This is a genomic window from Polaromonas sp. YR568, assembly GCF_943369675.1.
In the GTDB taxonomy this organism is placed as follows: Bacteria; Pseudomonadota; Gammaproteobacteria; order Burkholderiales; family Burkholderiaceae_C; genus Polaromonas.
The window spans coordinates 16,786-32,740 of record NZ_CALROB020000039.1; the positions used below are offsets into that span (position 1 = coordinate 16,786).

Below are 15,955 nucleotides of genomic sequence, written 5' to 3' on the forward strand. Positions count from 1 at the left end.
GGCCCGTATGAAAAATTTCACTCTCACCACGCTGGTCCTGTCATGCGCCTTGTTCGCTTTCGGGCCCGCCCATGCGGTAGACCTGGTTGGCGCCTGGCAGCCCACACTGCAAACCACCTCGGGCATGCTGCAACTCAACGGCACGGGCCTGCGCATGCAGGGCGCGAACGGTCTCTACACCGCGGGCCTTTATCTCGAACACAAGCAGGGCACATCCGAAGCGGTGCTGGGCGACACCGGCGCCAGGCAACTGAAGGTCGTCATGCTGCGCGAGGCCAGTGCCTCCGAAATGGGCGAGCTGCTGGCCGGCGCCATGGTGGCCAATGCGAGCGATGAGGAGCTTGTGCAACTGGCGCCCGTGCTGTTCCGCCTGGGCGAGATGTTCGGCGAACAAAAAAAGCTGGCGGCCGGCGACAGCTTCCAGATCGACTGGCAGCCCGGCCTGGGCACGGCCATCAGCGTCAACGGCCGGCCGCAGGGTGAACGCTTCAGCCAGCCCGAATTGTTCAACGCGATGCTGCGGATGTGGCTGGGCAAACAGCCCGCCGATGGGGCCTTGAAGAATGCCTTGCTCGGGCAGGCTGTTTAGTCGCCCAGCTTCAGCAAGGCCTCTTCGCGCCAGTAGTCCACCGCCTCATACCAGCCCTCCCACACGCAGCCGTTGCAGCCGCGGCCGCAACAAGTGTCGGGCTCGGAAGGCGGGTGCCGCAGTGTGATGGCGGCGGCTGCCGCGCGCCGCTGCAGTGCGGCAAACATCGCCAGTGCGGCGTCGCGGTCGGTGTTGTCCGGCATGCGCCCGGATAGATGTCAGGCCTTGACGGCGGCCGCCATGCGCCGGCGCGCGTACAGGCCGATGAAGGCTGCGCCCAGCACCAGCGCGAACCAGCCCACCAGCGCCGATTTGGCGACGATGCCCTGCATGCCCGGCGAATTGATGAAGTAGGGCGAGACCAGCACGCCCAAGCCGATCAGCACGCAGAGGATGCCTTTGATCATCAGTTCGTTGTTGGCCTTGAGGGCCGAGGCGGCCAGGCGGCGGGCGGGAATCACGGGTTTTTGGTCGGGGGCGGCGGGAAGGGGCATGGGGACTCGATGTGTAGGGGTTGCGGGCGGCTGGTGAGCGGGCCCTGTTGGCGTTCCGGCTGGGCTGGCGCCGCGATACCCCGATTGTCCTCCATCGCGCCGGGAGCGGGTTTAACGATTCCTTAATACCGCTAACAAGTCCTTAAATTCACATCGTCACCATTCGCTGCAGTCAACGGCGAAACGTCTTCGCCGTCGGTAATCCGCTGGAGGGCGTTGATGCTGGATCGTGAACAGGTTCTTGTGCCGGGCTTGCCGCCGGTGCCCGTGTGCTGATGGCGCCGGGGTTCCAGACGCTGGCCGTCCTGTCGGTGGCGCTGCTTTTCCTGCTGGCCGGCAGCCTGGCTTTTTTCTGGCTGTATGCGCCTGCGGGTGCGCCCCTCGACGCGGTGTTCGACACCGGCACGCGAAGCTTGCAGGTCGATGGGCATGAACGCTCTTACCTGGTCCATGCGCCGCAATACCTGCAACCGCATTCACCGCTGGTGATCGTGCTGCACGGCTCGGGGCAGACGGCCGCGGCCCTGCAAAAGAGCACGGGCTACGCTTTCGAGCGCCTGGCGGGCCAGCGGCGCTTCACGCTGGTCTACGCCAATGCCTTCGGCAAACACTGGAACGACGGGCGCAAGACGGCTTCGCACCCGGCCCGCGCGCAAGGCATTGACGACAAGGCCTTCATCGCCGCCCTCATAGCCGGCGTGGCGGCCGAGCGCGGCATCGATACCTCGCGCGTCTTTGTCTTCGGCTATTCCGGCGGCGGCCACATGGCGTTCCGGCTGGCGCAGGAGATGCCCGGGCGCATTGCGGCCATCGCCGTGGTCGCCGCCAACATCCCCACGCTGGGCAACTCCATCACCGAGCCCCTGGGCCAGGCCGTGCCCGCCATGATCGTGAACGGCACCGACGACCCGATCAACCCCTATGACGGCGGTCGCGTCACGCTGTTCGGTTTCGGCGACCGCGGCGAAGTGCAGTCCTCGCGCGCTTCGGCCGACTACTTCGCCCGGCTCAACGGCGCCCACCTGGCGCAGACCGTGGAACTCCCGCCAGGGGACCCCGCCGACCGCACCCGTGTGGTCAAGCAGACCTGGACCGCGGGCCGCCAGGCTCGCGTGGTCCTGTATTCGGTGCGCCGCGGCGGCCACGTCATCCCCCAGCCCCACGGCCGCAGCGCGCGGCTGCTGGGGCGCAAAACCACCGCGCTGGACGCCCCGAAGGCGGCCTGCGAATTTTTCGGGCTTTGACCGCACCGCGCCGTCGATCAATGCCATACCTTTCACCTGTTTCTTTGACTGATTTTCTTTTTTTAACCTGGAGAACCTGAAGATGACCACCCGCCCCTCGCAACCCGCCGCCAAGCCGGCCTCGCGCATCCCCAAGTCCGCCACCCCCAAGGCTGCCGGCCGCCCAGGCACCACCTCGGCCAAAGCCTCGATGCCGCTGTTCTCGCTGTTCCTGCTGGCGGCATTCGCGCAGCCGGCGGCCGCGCAGCAGCAGCCCGCGCAAGGTGAAACCGCCACCCCCTGGGGCCTGGGCGTGGCCGTCGGTGTCGAGCACCAGCCTTACCGCGGCATCAAGAACAAGACGACGGGCATCCCGCTGCTCAGCTATGAAAACCAGTGGTTCAGCATCGCCGGCCTTTCCGCCGACCTGAAGCTGCCCTCGGCCGGCCCGGTGTCTTTCCGTCTGCGCGCCCGCTATTCGCTGGAAGGCTATGAGGCTTCCGACTCGGACTTCCTGACCGGCATGGACGAGCGCAAGGACGGCCTCTGGCTGGGCGGCGCGGTGGTCTGGCGCAACGACATCGCCAACCTGTCGGCCGAACTGCTGGGCGACGCCTCGGGCAACAGCAAGGGTTCGAAGTTCAGGCTGACGCTGGACCGCCGCTTCCAGGCCGGCAGCTTCGACATCACACCGCGCCTGGCCGCCACGCGGCTGGACGACAAATACGTCTCCTACTACTACGGCGTGAACGCCTCCGAAGTGCGCGCCGGCAGGCCCTTCTACCAGGGCGGCTCGGCCGTCAACCTGGAAGCCGGCGTGCGTGTGGGCTATGCGCTGGCGCCGCGCCAAAGCCTTTTCCTCGATGTGAGCACCACCAGCCTGGGCTCCAGCATCAAGGACAGCCCGCTGGTCGACCGTTCCAGCCAGACCGGTGTACGAGTGGGTTATCTGTACCGCTTCTGAGAGCAGCTCCAAATTTGCAGGGCCTTATCGGGCCGCGGCCCTGCATTTCAGTCCCGGCGGTCCGCAACACCAAGGAGTCATGAACCATGCTGGCTGACACGATCTATCTTGTGAAGAAAACCCTCTGGCGCAGCTGGATACGTTCTTTAAGCTGGTTGCGCAGGCGCCAGGCCCTGCACAGCTGAGCCGGGCCCCGCCGGCAGCGGAAACAGGATACGCACGCTGAAGCCCCTGCCGTCCAGCCCGGTTCCGGTCTGGATGGCGGCCTCGTGCAGTTGTGCGATGCCGGCCACCAGCGACAGGCCTATGCCGCTGCCGCGCCCGCCGTTGCCCGCGATGCGGTGAAAGCGGCGGAAGATGGCCTGCTGCTCGGCCTCGGGCACGCCCGGGCCGTCGTCGGCCACTTCCAGGCAGACCTTGCGCTGGCCTGCTTCTTCCCGGTAGCCGCAGCTGATCTTCACGCGCCCGCCCTCGGGCGTGTAGCGCAGCGCGTTGTCCAGCAGGTTGCGCAAGAGGATACCGATCTCGTCGACGTCGCATTCAATCGGGCAGGGCGTGAGCGCCAGGATGATGCTGCGGCGCTGCTGCTGCGCCTGCATGTCGAACTCCTGGCTCACGTGCATGATGAGTTCGCTGAGATCGGTCGCGCTTTTTTGCGGCGCGTGCACGCCTGCATCCATGCGAGCCAGGTCCAGCAACTGGTCCGACAGCCGCGTGCTGCGTTCGGCTACCGCCAGCAGCTTGACGAGTGCGGCGTCCTTGCCCTCCAGCGTTGTGGCGCGCAAGGCCACCTGGGCCTGCGCCTGCAGCGCCGACAGCGGCGTGCGCAGCTCGTGCGCCGCGTCGCCGATGAAGCGCCTTTCGCCCTGCATGGCCTGGTCGAGCTGGTCCAGCAGGTGGTTGAAGGACTCGACCAGCGGCCGGATCTCGCTGGGCAACTGCGCCACCGGCAGCGGCGTGAGGTCGAACTTGCGCCGCCTGCGCACCGCGGCCTGGATGGCCGTCAGGGGCTGCAGCGACTTGCCCATCGCAAACCACATCAGCAGGCCGGCAACACCCAGCAAGGCCGTCACAAAGCCCAGTGCGCCAAAAGTCTTGTGCCGTATTTCCTCGTCGATCACGCTGTGGCGCATGGCCACCTGAACGCTGACCTCGCCGGTGCTGTCGGACACAGCGAAGACACGCCAGCGCTCGCCGCCTATGGTGGCACTGGTAAAACCGTCGTTGAAAGCCGGCAGCAGCGGTGTGGGCGGCGAATCGGGCGCCCGCACGATCAGGTTCTTGCGCTCCGTCCACACCTGGAAGGTCAGGTTGACGTCGCGCGGAATCGAATCGTCGCGCAGTTGCAGGCTGTGGCCGAAAGAGGGTTTCAGGTGCCTGCCGCTCGGTATCGACATCAAAATCTTGGTGCCTATGGCCTGCAGCTTGCTGTCCCAATGGCTGCTCTGCCCGCGCAGGGTGTACACCACCAGCACCGTGAGCGCGCCGGCCCAGCACAGCAGGATGGTCGCGCCCAGCACCGCCAGCACGCGGCCCTTGAGCGACCTCACGAAGCGGCACTTCACGGCTTGGCCTCGCCGATCATGTAGCCCTGGCCGTGCACGGTGGTGATCAGGTGCTCGCCCAGCTTGCGGCGCAGCTGGTGGATGAAGACGGCGATCGTGTTGCTTTCAATCGCCGATGTGCTGCCGTAGACCACGTCTTCCAGGTGGTCGCGCGTCACCACGTGGCCGGGCCGCTCCAGCAGGGCCAGCAGCGTGCGGTACTCGTGCGCGCTCAGGGCCACGCGCGCGCCGGCGCGAGTCACCGCGCGTTTGCTGCGGTCCAGGCTGATGTCGCCGTAGGTGTGCACCGGCACCACCTTGCCCTGGCTGCGGCGTATCACGGCGCGCACCCGCGCCCAGAGTTCATCGAGCTGGAAGGGTTTGACGAGGTAGTCGTCGGCGCCCGCGTCCAGTCCCAGGATGCGTTCGCTGAGCTGGCCGCGCGCGGTCAGGATCAGCACCGGCGTCACGTCGTAGCGGCTGCGCAAAGTCCGCAGCACCGCCAGGCCCGAATCGCCCGGCAGGCCCAGGTCCAGCAGCACCGCTTCGTACACATGGTCGACCAGCGCCAGCTTGGCGGCCGCCGCATCGCCGACGTGGTCCACCGTCCAGGCGACCTGGCGCGCGGCATCGCACACCGCCTCGGCCAGCATCGCGTCGTCTTCTACCAGCAGCAAATGCACGGGAAATCCTCTGTCGGGTCGCGGGGGAAACGGCGGGCGCCTATGCACTGATCGTGCCGGGAACTGATTAATCACTTATTAACAAGCAAGATACACCCCCGTCCAGGCTCACTGCGTGTAGCCTGTTCCCCCCTTCAGGGGGCGGCGCCTGCGGCCCGGCAAAGCCGGTTCCGTGGCCCCCACTGATTTTGCCAGCCGAAGTCTTAAACGGGCAGGAGGTATTTTGCGGCATGGCGGCACGGGGGCGGCAGCGGCGACAATAGGGCCATTGCCGCGGCGCTCATGCCGCCCACCCCCGAACCCCAAGAAAGAAAATATCCAGATGGCCATCCAGTGGTTTCCCGGTCACATGCACCTGACCAAAAAAGCCATCAGCGAGCGCATCAAGGAAATTGATGTCGTCATAGAGCTGCTGGACGCGCGCCTGCCCGGCTCCAGCGCCAACCCCATGCTGGCCGAACTCACCAGCGGCAAGCCCGCGCTCAAGGTGCTCAACAAGCGCGACCTGGCCGACGCCACGCGCACGCCGCTCTGGCTGGACCACTACAACAGCCTGCCCAACACCCGCGCCATCGAGCTGGACGCCAGCGAGGCCATGCCCGCGCGCCGCCTCATCGACGCCTGCCACGCGCTGGCGCCCACGCGCGGCACCATGGTCAAGCCCATGCGCGTGCTGATCTGCGGCATTCCCAACGTCGGCAAGTCCACGCTCATCAACACCCTGACCGGCAAGCGCGCCACCAAGACCGGCGACGAGGCCGGCATCACCAAGGTCGAGCAGCGCCTGGTCCTGGCCGACGGCTTTTATTTGTGGGACACGCCCGGCATGCTGTGGCCGCGCATCATCGTCGCCAAAAGCGGCTACAACCTCGCCGCGAGCGGCGCGATAGGCCGCAATGCCTTCGACGAGGAAGAAGTCGCGCTGGAACTGCTCAATTACCTGATCCAGCACTACCCGGCCATGCTGGAGGCGCGCTACAAGGTCGACGTCACGCCCGGCATCACCGACGAGCAGCTCCTCGAAGAAATTGGCCGCAAGCGCGGCGCCGTGCTCACCAAAGGCCGCGTCAACCTGCAAAAGGCCGCCGAGATCGTGATCTACGAATTTCGCGGCGCCACGCTGGGCCGCATCACGCTGGAAACCCCCGAAGAGTTCGCCGGCTGGCTGGCCGCGGGGCAACTGCTGGACGCCGAGCGCCAGGTCAAGAAAGACAAGATCGAGACCAACCGGTTGATCAAGTTCAAGAAGATTCCGCGGCCGGCCAGGGGTTCGGAATTTTCGGAGCCTGAAGAGGGGTAAGGAGGGGGCCGGGTCTTGCTCCGGCTTGCGCGCCTGCCCTCTGCTGAGACCTGCTGGCCGGGTCTGGCCCCGGCAGGCGACCTACTTTCTTTTGCTTCGCCAAAAGAACGTAGGCAAAGAAAAGGCGACCCTGGTTGCTGCGTCCCTCCGCTTCGCTGCGGGCAACCTGCGGTGCTCGGTCCAGACGGGGTCAAAAACAACTCGCCTGCGGCTCAAACAAGTTTTTGCCCTGATCCGTCTGGCCCTGCGCTCCTCGGCGCATCCACAAGGGGTGGGAGCGGGGATAAGAAATACCGAACAGCCAACAGCCGAAGACAGGAACCCGAATGCTGGCGAGGCGATTTTTGAATCAACGGGAAGCTTGATCTTCGTCAAGGCCGTCAGCGGTGCTGGCTGGCATTCTGGGCGGTAGCTCACCCACCGGAGACCGCCATTCACAAACATGCCAGCGTGCAAATCATCCTTGATGAACACGCCTCCCTTTCCGCGATGCTGCGCTCCATGCAGATGATGGTGGCCCGCGGCCCGGGCGACCGCGCGCAGCAGTTCTTCGACGTCCTGCGGGCCATGCTGTTTTACATCGACGAATTCCCCGAGCGCCTGCACCACCCCAAGGAGTCGGACCTGCTGTTTCCGCGCGTGGTGCGCTCCGCGCCGTCCGTCATGGCCACGGTGGAGCAGCTCGAGCGCGACCACATGAGCGGCGAGAAAGCCGTGCGCGAACTGCAGCACCTGCTGCTGGCCTGGGAACTCCTGGGCGAGCAGCGCAAGCCCGAGTTCGAGGCGCAGTGCCAGCGCTATGTCCAGTTCTACCTGGAGCACATGCGGCTGGAAGAAACCGTCATCCTGCCCGAAGCCGAAAGGGTGTTGACCGATGCCGACTGGCAGGCGCTGGATGCGGCCTTCCAGCAAAACCGCGACCCCCTCACCGGCAAACACGCCGCCGACCCGGTGTATGACCGGCTGTTCACGCGCATCGTCATGCAGGCGCCCGCGCCCATCGGGCTGGGCGACGCGTGAAGGCGGCCTTACCGTCCCGTAGCTAAAAGCCTTCTAAGGGGCTCTGCTTCATCACGCGCGCATCGCGTCTGCCACAGCCTGGGTGGCCGCAATGAGGTCGGCCACCAGACGCTCATCCACCTCAAGCAACCCTTCGTATTCGCCGAGGTTGCGTGTGTTGTGGCATTTGTCCAGGATGCGCCATACCTGCGGACCCAGGCCCAGCGTGTGGGGCAATACCTGGAACACGATGTAGCGATTGCCCGCCCTGAACCCTGTGCGGCGCAGCGCTGCCAGGCATAAGGCATGCGCGGCGTTGTAGGCCAGGTCAAAGCGACTCTCCAGCGCCAGCGTTTCATTGCGAGCATCTTTCAGCCTCGCAATGCCGCTGCGCAGCAATCCGGCGAGTTCATTCGCATCGGGCGCCTCTTTTTGCAGCGCCTTGCCTGGGCCGCTCAGGTTCTCAAGCGGAGTTGGCACTGAGGTCATCCTCCGCTCCCATCAGCCATATTTTTTGGCCTTGCAATACGCGTGTGACAAACGCGTTGTCCTGTTTGATTCTCCTGGCGATCTCAGCGCGGGTATAGAGCGTCGGGTTGACCTTGCGCCCCAGCGTGGCGGCGGCATTTTCAAGGGCGCTGTAGACATCGGCATAGCCCAGGCTCGAACTCACGATCATCACGTCGACGTCGCTCTGGGCTGTGTCTTGCTGTCTGGCCACCGAGCCATAGACGAACGCGAATTCAATTTGCGAGGCCAGCGGAGCCAGCGCCGCGCGCAGCACGTCAGCGAGGCCCATGGTTTTAAGCACCAGGCTGCGCAGTTCCTCAAACACCGGTGACTGCGTGTTCGCCTGGTAGTGCTTCTGGTTGCCTTGTTTGCTGACCGTCAGCAACCCCGCGGCGGAAAGCGCCGCAAGCTCGCGTTGCACGGCACCGGTGCCTGACTGCGCGAGCGCAATCACTTCATTGGAATAGAAGCTGCGGCCGGGGTTGCCGAAAAGCACCGCCAGCACGCGTTGCCGCCCCAGCGGGAAGAGGGCGTTTGCCGGACTTGTGGCGGCCATGGTCGTCGAAGAAGTAAAACCCATATTGGGGTTGATCGTACCCTTATTGGGGTTTTTAAACAAGTTTCGATCATGTGGCCGCTGTCTTGCCCGGCCGCGATGCAGGCGTCGTGCGTGACGTAAAGCAGGCCCGACAATCCTGTCGCACGGCACATTCAGGCCAAAAACTTCATATCCCGAAGCCAGGCGGCAAGGCGTTCAGCGAACACCTTGTAGCCTTCGGCATTCGCATGGATCTGGTCCGACCGCAGCTCGCTGCGCGACAGCACATAAGACCAGCCGTCGCTGAACAGCGGTGTGCCGGTTTCCTTCGCGACCTCGGCATACACCTCATGGTCGTTCAGCGAGCCGGCAGCCGCCGACAAGAATACCGGCTTGGGCTGTGCGACCAGCACCACCTGCGCGCTCGCGGCCGCCGTCTGCACCAGGCTTTTGAGCGCCGCGCGTGTGCGGTCCAGCGGCATGTTGCGCAAAAAATCGTTGCCGCCTATCGAGATCAACACCAGGCCCGGCGTGTTCTCCTGCAGCAGGCCGGGCAGCCGGGCCAGCGCGCCTTCGGCCGTATCGCCGTTGATGCCGGCATTTTTGGTGACGTAGCCCGTCAGCTGCTCCAGCTGCTGCGGGTAGCCCGCGCCGGCCGTGGCGCCATAGCCATAGGTCAGCGAATCGCCCAGGCACAGCAGCACGGCCTCCTTGGGCAAGGTCTTGCCTTGCGGCTTGGCCTTCTTTGAGCAGCCGGCGGCCAGCACAAGCGCCGAGGCCATGCCGGCCAGCAGCAGCCGGCGTTGAAAGCTGTGATCGGAAGATGCGGGCATGGGGCGGGCTCCGGTGAGGCGGTGTTGATGGGGGAGGGGATGGGCGGATTTTGCCAGCGCTTGACCTGCATCAAGCGTGCCGGCGGGCAGGCCTTCTAAAGTCCGGGGTTTCCCCACCCCGGCGCGTGCCGCCCCTTTCATGCCAATCGAACTCTACCGCGACGGGCAGCATGCCTGCCTGATGTTTACCGACCTCGTCGAGGAGGACAACCAGGCCGTGCAGGCCAACCAGTTCCTCATCGTGGACAACGGCACCGGCGCCGTGATCGACCCGGGCGGCAACCTGGCCTTCAATGAACTCTTCCTGGGCATGTCGCGCCACTTCAGCCCGCAAAAGCTGTCCTACATCATCGCCTCGCATGCCGACCCCGACATCATCGCCTCGCTGGACCGCTGGCTCACCTCCACCCCGGCGCAGCTTGTGATCTCGCGCGTGTGGGAGCGTTTCGTGCCGCACTTCACCAAGGTGGGCAAGACAGACAGGCGCGTGATCGGCGTGGCCGATGCCGGCGGGCGCCTGCCGCTGGGCCGCAACGAGCTGTGGCTGCTGCCCGCCCACTTCCTGCACTCCGAAGGCAACTTCCATTTTTACGACCCGGTCAGCCGCATTCTTTTCACCGGCGACCTGGGCGTCTCCATCACCTCGGGCCAGGGTGCGCAGGTGCCGGTGACAGACCTGAACTCAGGCCACCTGCGCCTGATGGAAGGTTTTCACCGCCGCTATATGGTATCCAACAAGGTCATGCGCCTGTGGGTCCGCATGGCGCGCCAGCTCGACATCCGCATGCTGGTGCCGCAGCACGGCGCGCCGCTCGAAGGGGAGGCCATAAGCCAGTTTTTCGACTGGGCCGAATCGCTGATGTGCGGCATAGACCTGTTCGACGACAGGCATTACCAGCTGCCCACCGCGGCCATCCCGCTGCCGCAGAGGGCCGCGCCCGTGGGCGTTTAAGCCGAATTCGCGCGCACCCAGCGCAAGATATCCGCCGTGCCCATCGCGCCTGCCTGGCGCGCCACCTCGCGGCCGTTTTTGAACAGCGCCAGTGTCGGGATGCTGCGGATGTTGAAGCGCGCGCCGAGATTGGGCACGGCCTCGGTGTCGACCTTGGCCACGCGCACTTGCGGCTCGAGCTGCGCGGCGGCCTGTTCATAGGCCGGTGCCATCTGCCGGCAGGGGCCGCACCACGGTGCCCAGAAATCGACCAGCACCGGGATCTGGTTGCGGCTGATGTGTTTGTCAAACGCCGCTTCGTCAAGCGCGGTGGAGTGGGCGACGAACAGCGCTTTTTTGCAGCTGCCGCAGGTCGGTTCGCTGGCCAGCTGGTCGGCGCGCACGCGGTTGGTGGTGTGGCAGTGGGGGCAGACGATGTGGAGTGGGTCGGACATCCGCCGCAACTGGGGGCCGGGGCGGGGTATTTCAAGCGCGGCGTCGCGGCAAACTCACTGCAAACGCAGGGTAAAGGCTTACAAACGCGCCCTTAGCCTACGCGTGCCGGCTCCTCGCGGGGGAACAATCAGGTTTCCCACCACGAAAGATTTCCATGAACCACAACAAGACCTTGATGGCCGTCCTGGCTGCCGCATCACTCGCCTTCAGCGGGCTGGCGATGGCCAAGGACAATGACAAACACGATAACGGCCACGGGAACAAGCACGGCTACAAAAAAGCCGACAAGCACCACCGCCATGGCCCGCCACCGCATGCGCAGGCCGGTGGGCGCGGCGCGGGCCCCGACCACAACTTCTACAAGGGCGGCCATTTGCCCGCCCAGTACCGCACCAAAGGCTATTGGGTGGAAGACTGGCGCGGCCATCGCCTGAGCGCGCCGCCGGCCGGTTACCACTGGGTGCAAACCGGCGCAGACTATGTGTTGGTGCAGAACAATACCGGCGTCATTTTCCAGATCAACCTGGGCCAGTAAACTAGGATGAGAGGGGCCACACCGGCCCCTGTTTCAAGTTGCAAGGAGCGTACTGAATTTGAAACCGCCACAGAAGCACCACCGGGCCGTTCCGCGAACGGCCCTCCTTGCGGGCGCCGTGGGCCTGGCCTTTGTGCTCACGGCCTGCGCCAGCGGCGTGAAGTCGTTTCCGCTGCAGGAAAAATTCGGCTCCACCGCCACCTATTCGCGCCTGTTCGACGCCACGCCCGCACAGACCTGCGAGGCCTCGCGCCGCGCGCTGCTGAGCCAGGGCTACATCATCAACACCGCCAGCACCGACCTCGTCGAAGGCCAGAAGAGTTTCCAGCCCGAGGCCGAGTCGCACCTGCAGATGGTGATACGTGTGGTGTGCGCGCCCGAAAGCCCCGACGGCAAGATCAGCCTCGGGTTTGTCACCGCGCTGCAAGACAGCTACCAGCTCAAAAAGAGCAACAACTCCGCCAGCCTGGGCGTGGGCGCCATAGGCTCGGTGTCCTTGCCCTTCACCTCGGGCAATGACTCCATGGTGAAAGTCGGCAGCGTCACGATTTCGTCGGACGAGTTTTACGAAGGCTTCTTCGACCTGGTGAGCCGCTACCTCGCCACCGTCGACGACTTGCCGCCGGGCGCCAGGTAAGCCGTTTCCTGTGCGTGCTGTCAGGCCGCCTGTACATCCTGATACCCCGTGATGCCACGCGGTAAACCGGGCGTAAAACGCGGCCTGCATTACACCCGCCCTACCTGTGCCTTACACAGCGTTGACTTTGCGGCGCCACGATGAAAGCACTGGAGCAACAAGGCCATCCCGGCCCGGCGCTTCGGAAAGCAGGCTTACGGGCTTGCAGGTTCATTCATCGAGCAAAGGAGCCCCCATGAAATCGAAACTCTTGACCGCATCCCTCCTGGCCACCGCAGTGGCCGCTGGCCTGGCCGCCGCACCGGCCATGGCGCAGCCCGGCCCCGCGTATCCGCCGCATGTGGTGTACGCACCCGCCACGGTCCAGACGCCGGGCATCGACAACGCCCAGCAGGCCGTCAGCGACCGCATTCGCCAGGGCCTGCAGTCCGGCCGCATCACGCCCTCGGAAGCCCGTTTGCTCTACCGCCGCGACAGCGACATCCAGAACCGTGAAGCCGCCTACAAATCCGACGGCCGCGTCACGCCGCAGGAGCGCCAGCAACTGCGCAACGACATGGCCCAGCTGAGCGCCGAAGTTGAACGCGCCATCGCCAACAACCGCACCGTCGCCGTCGCACAGCCCGACAGGCTGGGCGCCATCGACAGCCAGCAGTTCAACATCAGCCGGCGCATTGACGAAGGCGTGCGCAGCCACCGCCTGAGCCCGCAGGAAGCCGGCCGCTTGCAGGCCCGTGAGCAGGCCATCGAACGCCAGGAGGCCGCCTACCGGTCCGACGGCGTGGTGACGCCGCAGGAGCGCAGCAACCTGCGCGCGCAGCTGACCGCCTTGCGCGATGAGGTCGAACGCCTCATCAACCCGCGCGGTTAAGCATCCAGGTTCGCCAGGGCCCGTCAAGGCCTTGGGCATGAAAAAACCCCGGTCGGCGCATGGCGCCGGCCGGGGTTTTTATTTTGGGTGCGGGAAAAGGATCAGGCCGCTTTGGCGCGGCGCTGGCTGAATGCCGTGCTGCGCTTGGTCGCTGCCTTGTGGTCCCCGGCGATCTTGCCGGCCAGCGTGGCGCTCTTTTGCTCGATCTGCGCGGCCAGCTTGCTCAAAGCCAGGGCGCCGGGCGCGGTGGCCTGGGCCAGGGTGTTCAGCGTGGTCACGCCGGTTTTTTCTTCAAACAGGGCGGCGTTCGCGGCAGCGCGTTCCACGCCGGCTTCAGCCACTTTCACGAGCTGGCTCACGACCTGCTCGGCGCCGCTGGTCGTCAGCAGCAGGCCCTTGGTGTAGTAGGCGCTGAAGGCGGCTTGCGCGGCCGAAGCGTTCTTGGCCGTTTCAGCCGTCAGTTCGGTGCGCGACTGTTTCAGCGCCTTGTTCCAGCGCTGCTCCAGCAGGCTGACCACACGCTCGCCGCCTGCGCGGTAGGCATGGATGACGTTGAGGACGGTATTGCCGTAAGACCCGATCAGGTCGGTGGCAACGGTGGAGAGGTTTTTGGCGCTCATGGTGATTCCTTCAATGGGCTTTGGTGATGGGGTCATCTTGCCTTTTTTGCTTAGTGAGGGCGACCTAACGGGTTAGAGAGGGGTGTCCAGATTTGGCCGGGTCTTGCGCCGGCGGGCGCGCTCTTTTCTGTGTTCTTTGCTGAGGGCGGCTGGCCGGGAGTGGCCCGGCGGCCAGTAACTTTGGCGAAACCCGCAAAGCGGGTTTTCTTTTGTTCGCCAAAAGGCGCGCTGCGCGCGCGGGGTTCGCTCACTTCGCGTAGCGAAGTTACGCGAACACCAAAGTCACCAAAGAAAAGGCGACCCGCAGTCTGGGTCCCTACGCTTCGCTTCGGGCAACCTGCGGTGCTCGAGTCAAGCGGGGTCTCGCTCGAACTCGCTACGCTGCGCTTCGCTCAGACAATCGCGATCCCTGATCCGCCTGAACCTGCGCTCCTCGGCGCATCCACAAGGGGCAAGCGGGATCGGGAGCGGGGACAAAAAAAGGGCAGAGCAAGAGCCGCCCGCGATGTGGTGGCCATAAATTCACTCCCTCTCCCCCTGGGAGAGGGCAGGGGTGAGGGCCGTTGGCGGTTGATGTGTCGCTGCAGGTGCGAAGGCTGCTGGCCCTCACCCTAACCCTCTCCCAGAGGGAGAGGGGACAAGAAGGGTTTCTGTCTTCGGCTGTCTGGTATTCGGCTGTTCGGTATTCCTTGTTCCCCACCCCCTTGTGGATGCGCCGAGGAGCGGAGGTCCAGACGGATCAGGGCAAAAACTTGTTTGAGCCGCAGGCGAGTTGTTTTTGACCCCGTCTGGACCGAGCACCGCAGGTTGCCCGTAGCGAAGCGGAGGGACGCAGCAACCAGGGTCGCCTTTTTTGCTTACTTTTTTGGCGAAGCAAAAAAGTGAGTCGCATGCCGGGCGACCCCGGCCAGCAGGACTCAGAGGAGAGCGCACCGCCGGAACATCAGCCAGCAAAGAACAACGCCGGATCAACCATGCACCGGTTGAGCATCACCCCCCAATGCAGATGCGGCCCCGTGACCCGGCCGGTCGCCCCCACAGCCCCAACACGCTCCCCGGTTTTAAGCGTATCGCCCACCTTCACGTCGACAGCACTCAAATGGCACACCATGCTCAGCAAGCCGCCACCATGGTCCAGCCACACCGTGTTGCCGTTGAAAAAATAATCGCCGGTGTCTATGACCCGCGCCGGCAGCGGTGACACCACCGGCGTGCCGGTGCCGGCGGCGATGTCCATGCCGCTGTGCGGGTTGCGTGGCTGGCCGTTGAAGACGCGGCGCAGTCCGAAGGAACTGGAGCGCCGGCCCGGCACTGGCACCTGCATGCGCAGTGAACCCTGCGGCAAAGGCTGGCTGAAGGTGGCCATCACGCCTTCCTGGTGCGCGCGTTCGCGTTCGTAGCGCGCCAGGTCTTCGGGCGACAAGTCCACCGTGCGCGGCTCTACCTTGAGCTGCTGCTCGCGGTAGCGTTTGGGCGCCACCACGTAGGGGATGTCGCGCCGTGCGCCGTCAGGGGTTTGCACCGTGATGCTGGCGTCTCCAGGCGGGGCCGAAAGCGCGATGCCCACCAGGGCCGTCCAGGCGTTTGCGTCGCCCAGCACCAGCAGGGGAATTTCGCCTGCATAAGCGGCAGGCCGCTGCGCGGCCGGGCCCAGGGGCAAGCGCGCCACCCCGCCCGGCACCTGCGAGGCATTGGGCCAGGGCGTGGAGGGTGACGGTGTGGCGGCAATGCCCGAGGCCGGCAAAGCCAGCCAGCCCGCGGCGGCCAGCAAGGCCGAGCGGCGGGTCAGGGGCGAAGAAATTGTGGCGTGTGGAAAGCGTGAATGCATGGCGCCATTATTGCGGCGTCATGGTGATTTTTCCCTCGCGCACATAGTCGTCGAACTGGATGCGCGGGATGGCCGTCACCGCGGCCACGCCGTCGCCGGCGTCCCAGCTCAGCGTGGCGCTGTCGGGTTCCAGCGCGACTTCAACGCGCACGCGCGGGATTTCAATCGGCGCACCGTCACCCGGTGTGAAGGTCACGTCACCGGTAATCATGGCGAACTGGGGCATGGCTGTCTCCTGGATGGATTGGGAAAAATGGGCAACAAGCCCGTGCCCTCCCATTTAAGCCGGGTTCGCGGTCATCCTGTGTAGGCGAACAGCCACTTTGGGGCACGGTCCTATGCGCGCTGGAATCGCTTGCCAAGGGTTTGCCGTCTTGGCCACAATCGTGCGACCAGCTGT

20 protein-coding genes are annotated in these 15,955 nt (G+C 65.2%); 9 read left to right on the forward strand and 11 right to left on the reverse strand.

Features of this window, described 5'->3' with window-relative positions:
* Positions 1-7 precede the first annotated feature (7 nt).
* Positions 8-589 carry a chalcone isomerase family protein gene (locus ACLV8F_RS19060; protein WP_411885773.1) on the forward strand — a complete coding sequence of 194 codons (582 nt, stop codon included), beginning with the start codon at positions 8-10 and terminating at the stop codon, positions 587-589.
* On the opposite strand, the gene ACLV8F_RS19065 is transcribed toward ACLV8F_RS19060, so the two are convergent.
* Positions 586-792, reverse strand: a complete 207-nt coding sequence (locus ACLV8F_RS19065; protein ID WP_411885774.1) for an oxidoreductase-like domain-containing protein — start codon at positions 790-792, stop codon at positions 586-588. The genes ACLV8F_RS19060 and ACLV8F_RS19065 overlap by 4 nt on opposite strands.
* 15 nt (positions 793-807) lie before the next feature.
* On the reverse strand, positions 808-1,083 hold the full coding sequence (locus ACLV8F_RS19070; RefSeq protein ID WP_411885775.1) for a hypothetical protein: 276 nt from the start codon (positions 1,081-1,083) through the stop codon (positions 808-810).
* A 275-nt stretch (positions 1,084-1,358) separates the two neighbouring features.
* Between ACLV8F_RS19070 and ACLV8F_RS19075 the strand changes: the two genes are divergently transcribed.
* Both ACLV8F_RS19075 and ACLV8F_RS19080 read left to right on the forward strand, forming a co-directional pair.
* Complete coding sequence (locus ACLV8F_RS19075; RefSeq protein ID WP_411885776.1) at positions 1,359-2,327, forward strand: alpha/beta hydrolase family esterase; 969 nt, start codon at positions 1,359-1,361, stop codon at positions 2,325-2,327.
* A gap of 82 nt (positions 2,328-2,409) precedes the next feature.
* Positions 2,410-3,270, forward strand: a complete 861-nt coding sequence (locus ACLV8F_RS19080) for a MipA/OmpV family protein (protein ID WP_411885777.1) — start codon at positions 2,410-2,412, stop codon at positions 3,268-3,270.
* A 146-nt stretch (positions 3,271-3,416) separates the two neighbouring features.
* On the opposite strand, the gene ACLV8F_RS19085 is transcribed toward ACLV8F_RS19080, so the two are convergent.
* Both ACLV8F_RS19085 and ACLV8F_RS19090 read right to left on the reverse strand, forming a co-directional pair.
* Positions 3,417-4,835: an ATP-binding protein gene (locus ACLV8F_RS19085; RefSeq protein ID WP_411885778.1), complete on the reverse strand. Its 1,419-nt coding sequence runs from the start codon at positions 4,833-4,835 to the stop codon at positions 3,417-3,419.
* Complete coding sequence (locus ACLV8F_RS19090; protein ID WP_411885779.1) at positions 4,832-5,497, reverse strand: response regulator transcription factor; 666 nt, start codon at positions 5,495-5,497, stop codon at positions 4,832-4,834. The genes ACLV8F_RS19085 and ACLV8F_RS19090 overlap by 4 nt, the downstream gene beginning before the upstream one ends.
* A 322-nt stretch (positions 5,498-5,819) precedes the next feature.
* Between ACLV8F_RS19090 and ylqF the strand changes: the two genes are divergently transcribed.
* Positions 5,820-6,797, forward strand: a complete 978-nt coding sequence (ylqF, locus tag ACLV8F_RS19095; protein WP_411885780.1) for a ribosome biogenesis GTPase YlqF — start codon at positions 5,820-5,822, stop codon at positions 6,795-6,797.
* A gap of 450 nt (positions 6,798-7,247) precedes the next feature.
* The gene (locus ACLV8F_RS19100; RefSeq protein ID WP_411885781.1) at positions 7,248-7,817 is read left to right on the forward strand and encodes a hemerythrin domain-containing protein; all 570 of its coding nucleotides are present in this window, start codon (positions 7,248-7,250) and stop codon (positions 7,815-7,817) included.
* Between the two features lie 51 nt (positions 7,818-7,868).
* On the opposite strand, the gene ACLV8F_RS19105 is transcribed toward ACLV8F_RS19100, so the two are convergent.
* From ACLV8F_RS19105 to ACLV8F_RS19115, 3 genes are all read right to left on the reverse strand, one after another.
* Positions 7,869-8,285: a hypothetical protein gene (locus ACLV8F_RS19105; RefSeq protein WP_411885782.1), complete on the reverse strand. Its 417-nt coding sequence runs from the start codon at positions 8,283-8,285 to the stop codon at positions 7,869-7,871.
* The gene (locus ACLV8F_RS19110; protein ID WP_411885783.1) at positions 8,260-8,925 is read right to left on the reverse strand and encodes a transcriptional regulator; all 666 of its coding nucleotides are present in this window, start codon (positions 8,923-8,925) and stop codon (positions 8,260-8,262) included. Before ACLV8F_RS19110 ends, ACLV8F_RS19105 begins: the two co-directional genes overlap by 26 nt.
* Before the next feature lie 92 nt (positions 8,926-9,017).
* Positions 9,018-9,677, reverse strand: a complete 660-nt coding sequence (locus ACLV8F_RS19115) for a GDSL-type esterase/lipase family protein (protein ID WP_411885784.1) — start codon at positions 9,675-9,677, stop codon at positions 9,018-9,020.
* Positions 9,678-9,816: 139 nt separating this feature from the next.
* Between ACLV8F_RS19115 and ACLV8F_RS19120 the strand changes: the two genes are divergently transcribed.
* Positions 9,817-10,629, forward strand: coding sequence for an MBL fold metallo-hydrolase (locus ACLV8F_RS19120; protein ID WP_411885785.1), 813 nt, complete (start codon positions 9,817-9,819; stop codon positions 10,627-10,629).
* Here the strand turns inward: ACLV8F_RS19120 and trxC are convergent.
* A complete protein-coding gene (gene trxC / locus ACLV8F_RS19125) occupies positions 10,626-11,063 on the reverse strand; it encodes a thioredoxin TrxC (protein WP_411885786.1) in 438 nt (145 codons plus the stop codon). The genes ACLV8F_RS19120 and trxC overlap by 4 nt on opposite strands.
* A 155-nt stretch (positions 11,064-11,218) precedes the next feature.
* Here trxC and ACLV8F_RS19130 point away from each other — a divergent pair, with 155 nt between their 5' ends.
* The 3 genes from ACLV8F_RS19130 (at position 11,219) to ACLV8F_RS19140 (ending at position 13,107) form a co-directional block, all read left to right on the forward strand.
* The gene (locus ACLV8F_RS19130) at positions 11,219-11,599 is read left to right on the forward strand and encodes an RcnB family protein (RefSeq protein WP_411885787.1); all 381 of its coding nucleotides are present in this window, start codon (positions 11,219-11,221) and stop codon (positions 11,597-11,599) included.
* A gap of 58 nt (positions 11,600-11,657) precedes the next feature.
* Positions 11,658-12,236: a DUF2242 domain-containing protein gene (locus tag ACLV8F_RS19135; RefSeq protein ID WP_411885788.1), complete on the forward strand. Its 579-nt coding sequence runs from the start codon at positions 11,658-11,660 to the stop codon at positions 12,234-12,236.
* 235 nt (positions 12,237-12,471) lie between these two features.
* Positions 12,472-13,107: a hypothetical protein gene (locus ACLV8F_RS19140; protein WP_411885789.1), complete on the forward strand. Its 636-nt coding sequence runs from the start codon at positions 12,472-12,474 to the stop codon at positions 13,105-13,107.
* A gap of 101 nt (positions 13,108-13,208) precedes the next feature.
* On the opposite strand, the gene ACLV8F_RS19145 is transcribed toward ACLV8F_RS19140, so the two are convergent.
* The 3 genes from ACLV8F_RS19145 to ACLV8F_RS19155 all read right to left on the reverse strand — a co-directional run bounded on the left by ACLV8F_RS19145 (position 13,209) and on the right by ACLV8F_RS19155 (position 15,781).
* The gene (locus ACLV8F_RS19145; RefSeq protein WP_411885790.1) at positions 13,209-13,727 is read right to left on the reverse strand and encodes a hypothetical protein; all 519 of its coding nucleotides are present in this window, start codon (positions 13,725-13,727) and stop codon (positions 13,209-13,211) included.
* 943 nt (positions 13,728-14,670) lie between these two features.
* Positions 14,671-15,555 (reverse strand): peptidoglycan DD-metalloendopeptidase family protein, encoded by an 885-nt coding sequence (locus ACLV8F_RS19150; RefSeq protein WP_411885791.1) that lies wholly within the window; start codon positions 15,553-15,555, stop codon positions 14,671-14,673.
* A gap of 7 nt (positions 15,556-15,562) precedes the next feature.
* Positions 15,563-15,781, reverse strand: coding sequence for a hypothetical protein (locus tag ACLV8F_RS19155; RefSeq protein ID WP_411882104.1), 219 nt, complete (start codon positions 15,779-15,781; stop codon positions 15,563-15,565).
* Positions 15,782-15,955: the final 174 nt, after the last annotated feature.

Bases quoted from the DNA above. Each gene is read 5' to 3' on its own strand.
- ACLV8F_RS19070 (WP_411885775.1), bottom strand. From the start codon at position 1,083: ATGCCCCTTCCCGCCGCCCCCGACCAAAAACCCGTGATTCCCGCCCGC.
- ACLV8F_RS19145 (WP_411885790.1), bottom strand. From the start codon at position 13,727: ATGAGCGCCAAAAACCTCTCCACCGTTGCCACCGACCTGATCGGGTCT.
- ylqF (WP_411885780.1), top strand. From the start codon at position 5,820: ATGGCCATCCAGTGGTTTCCCGGTCACATGCACCTGACCAAAAAAGCC.
- ACLV8F_RS19060 (WP_411885773.1), top strand. From the start codon at position 8: ATGAAAAATTTCACTCTCACCACGCTGGTCCTGTCATGCGCCTTGTTC.
- trxC (WP_411885786.1), bottom strand. From the start codon at position 11,063: ATGTCCGACCCACTCCACATCGTCTGCCCCCACTGCCACACCACCAAC.
- ACLV8F_RS19105 (WP_411885782.1), bottom strand. From the start codon at position 8,285: ATGACCTCAGTGCCAACTCCGCTTGAGAACCTGAGCGGCCCAGGCAAG.
- ACLV8F_RS19120 (WP_411885785.1), top strand. From the start codon at position 9,817: ATGCCAATCGAACTCTACCGCGACGGGCAGCATGCCTGCCTGATGTTT.
- ACLV8F_RS19130 (WP_411885787.1), top strand. From the start codon at position 11,219: ATGAACCACAACAAGACCTTGATGGCCGTCCTGGCTGCCGCATCACTC.
- ACLV8F_RS19140 (WP_411885789.1), top strand. From the start codon at position 12,472: ATGAAATCGAAACTCTTGACCGCATCCCTCCTGGCCACCGCAGTGGCC.
- ACLV8F_RS19150 (WP_411885791.1), bottom strand. From the start codon at position 15,555: ATGCATTCACGCTTTCCACACGCCACAATTTCTTCGCCCCTGACCCGC.
- ACLV8F_RS19115 (WP_411885784.1), bottom strand. From the start codon at position 9,677: ATGCCCGCATCTTCCGATCACAGCTTTCAACGCCGGCTGCTGCTGGCC.
- ACLV8F_RS19080 (WP_411885777.1), top strand. From the start codon at position 2,410: ATGACCACCCGCCCCTCGCAACCCGCCGCCAAGCCGGCCTCGCGCATC.
- ACLV8F_RS19065 (WP_411885774.1), bottom strand. From the start codon at position 792: ATGCCGGACAACACCGACCGCGACGCCGCACTGGCGATGTTTGCCGCA.
- ACLV8F_RS19075 (WP_411885776.1), top strand. From the start codon at position 1,359: ATGGCGCCGGGGTTCCAGACGCTGGCCGTCCTGTCGGTGGCGCTGCTT.
- ACLV8F_RS19155 (WP_411882104.1), bottom strand. From the start codon at position 15,781: ATGCCCCAGTTCGCCATGATTACCGGTGACGTGACCTTCACACCGGGT.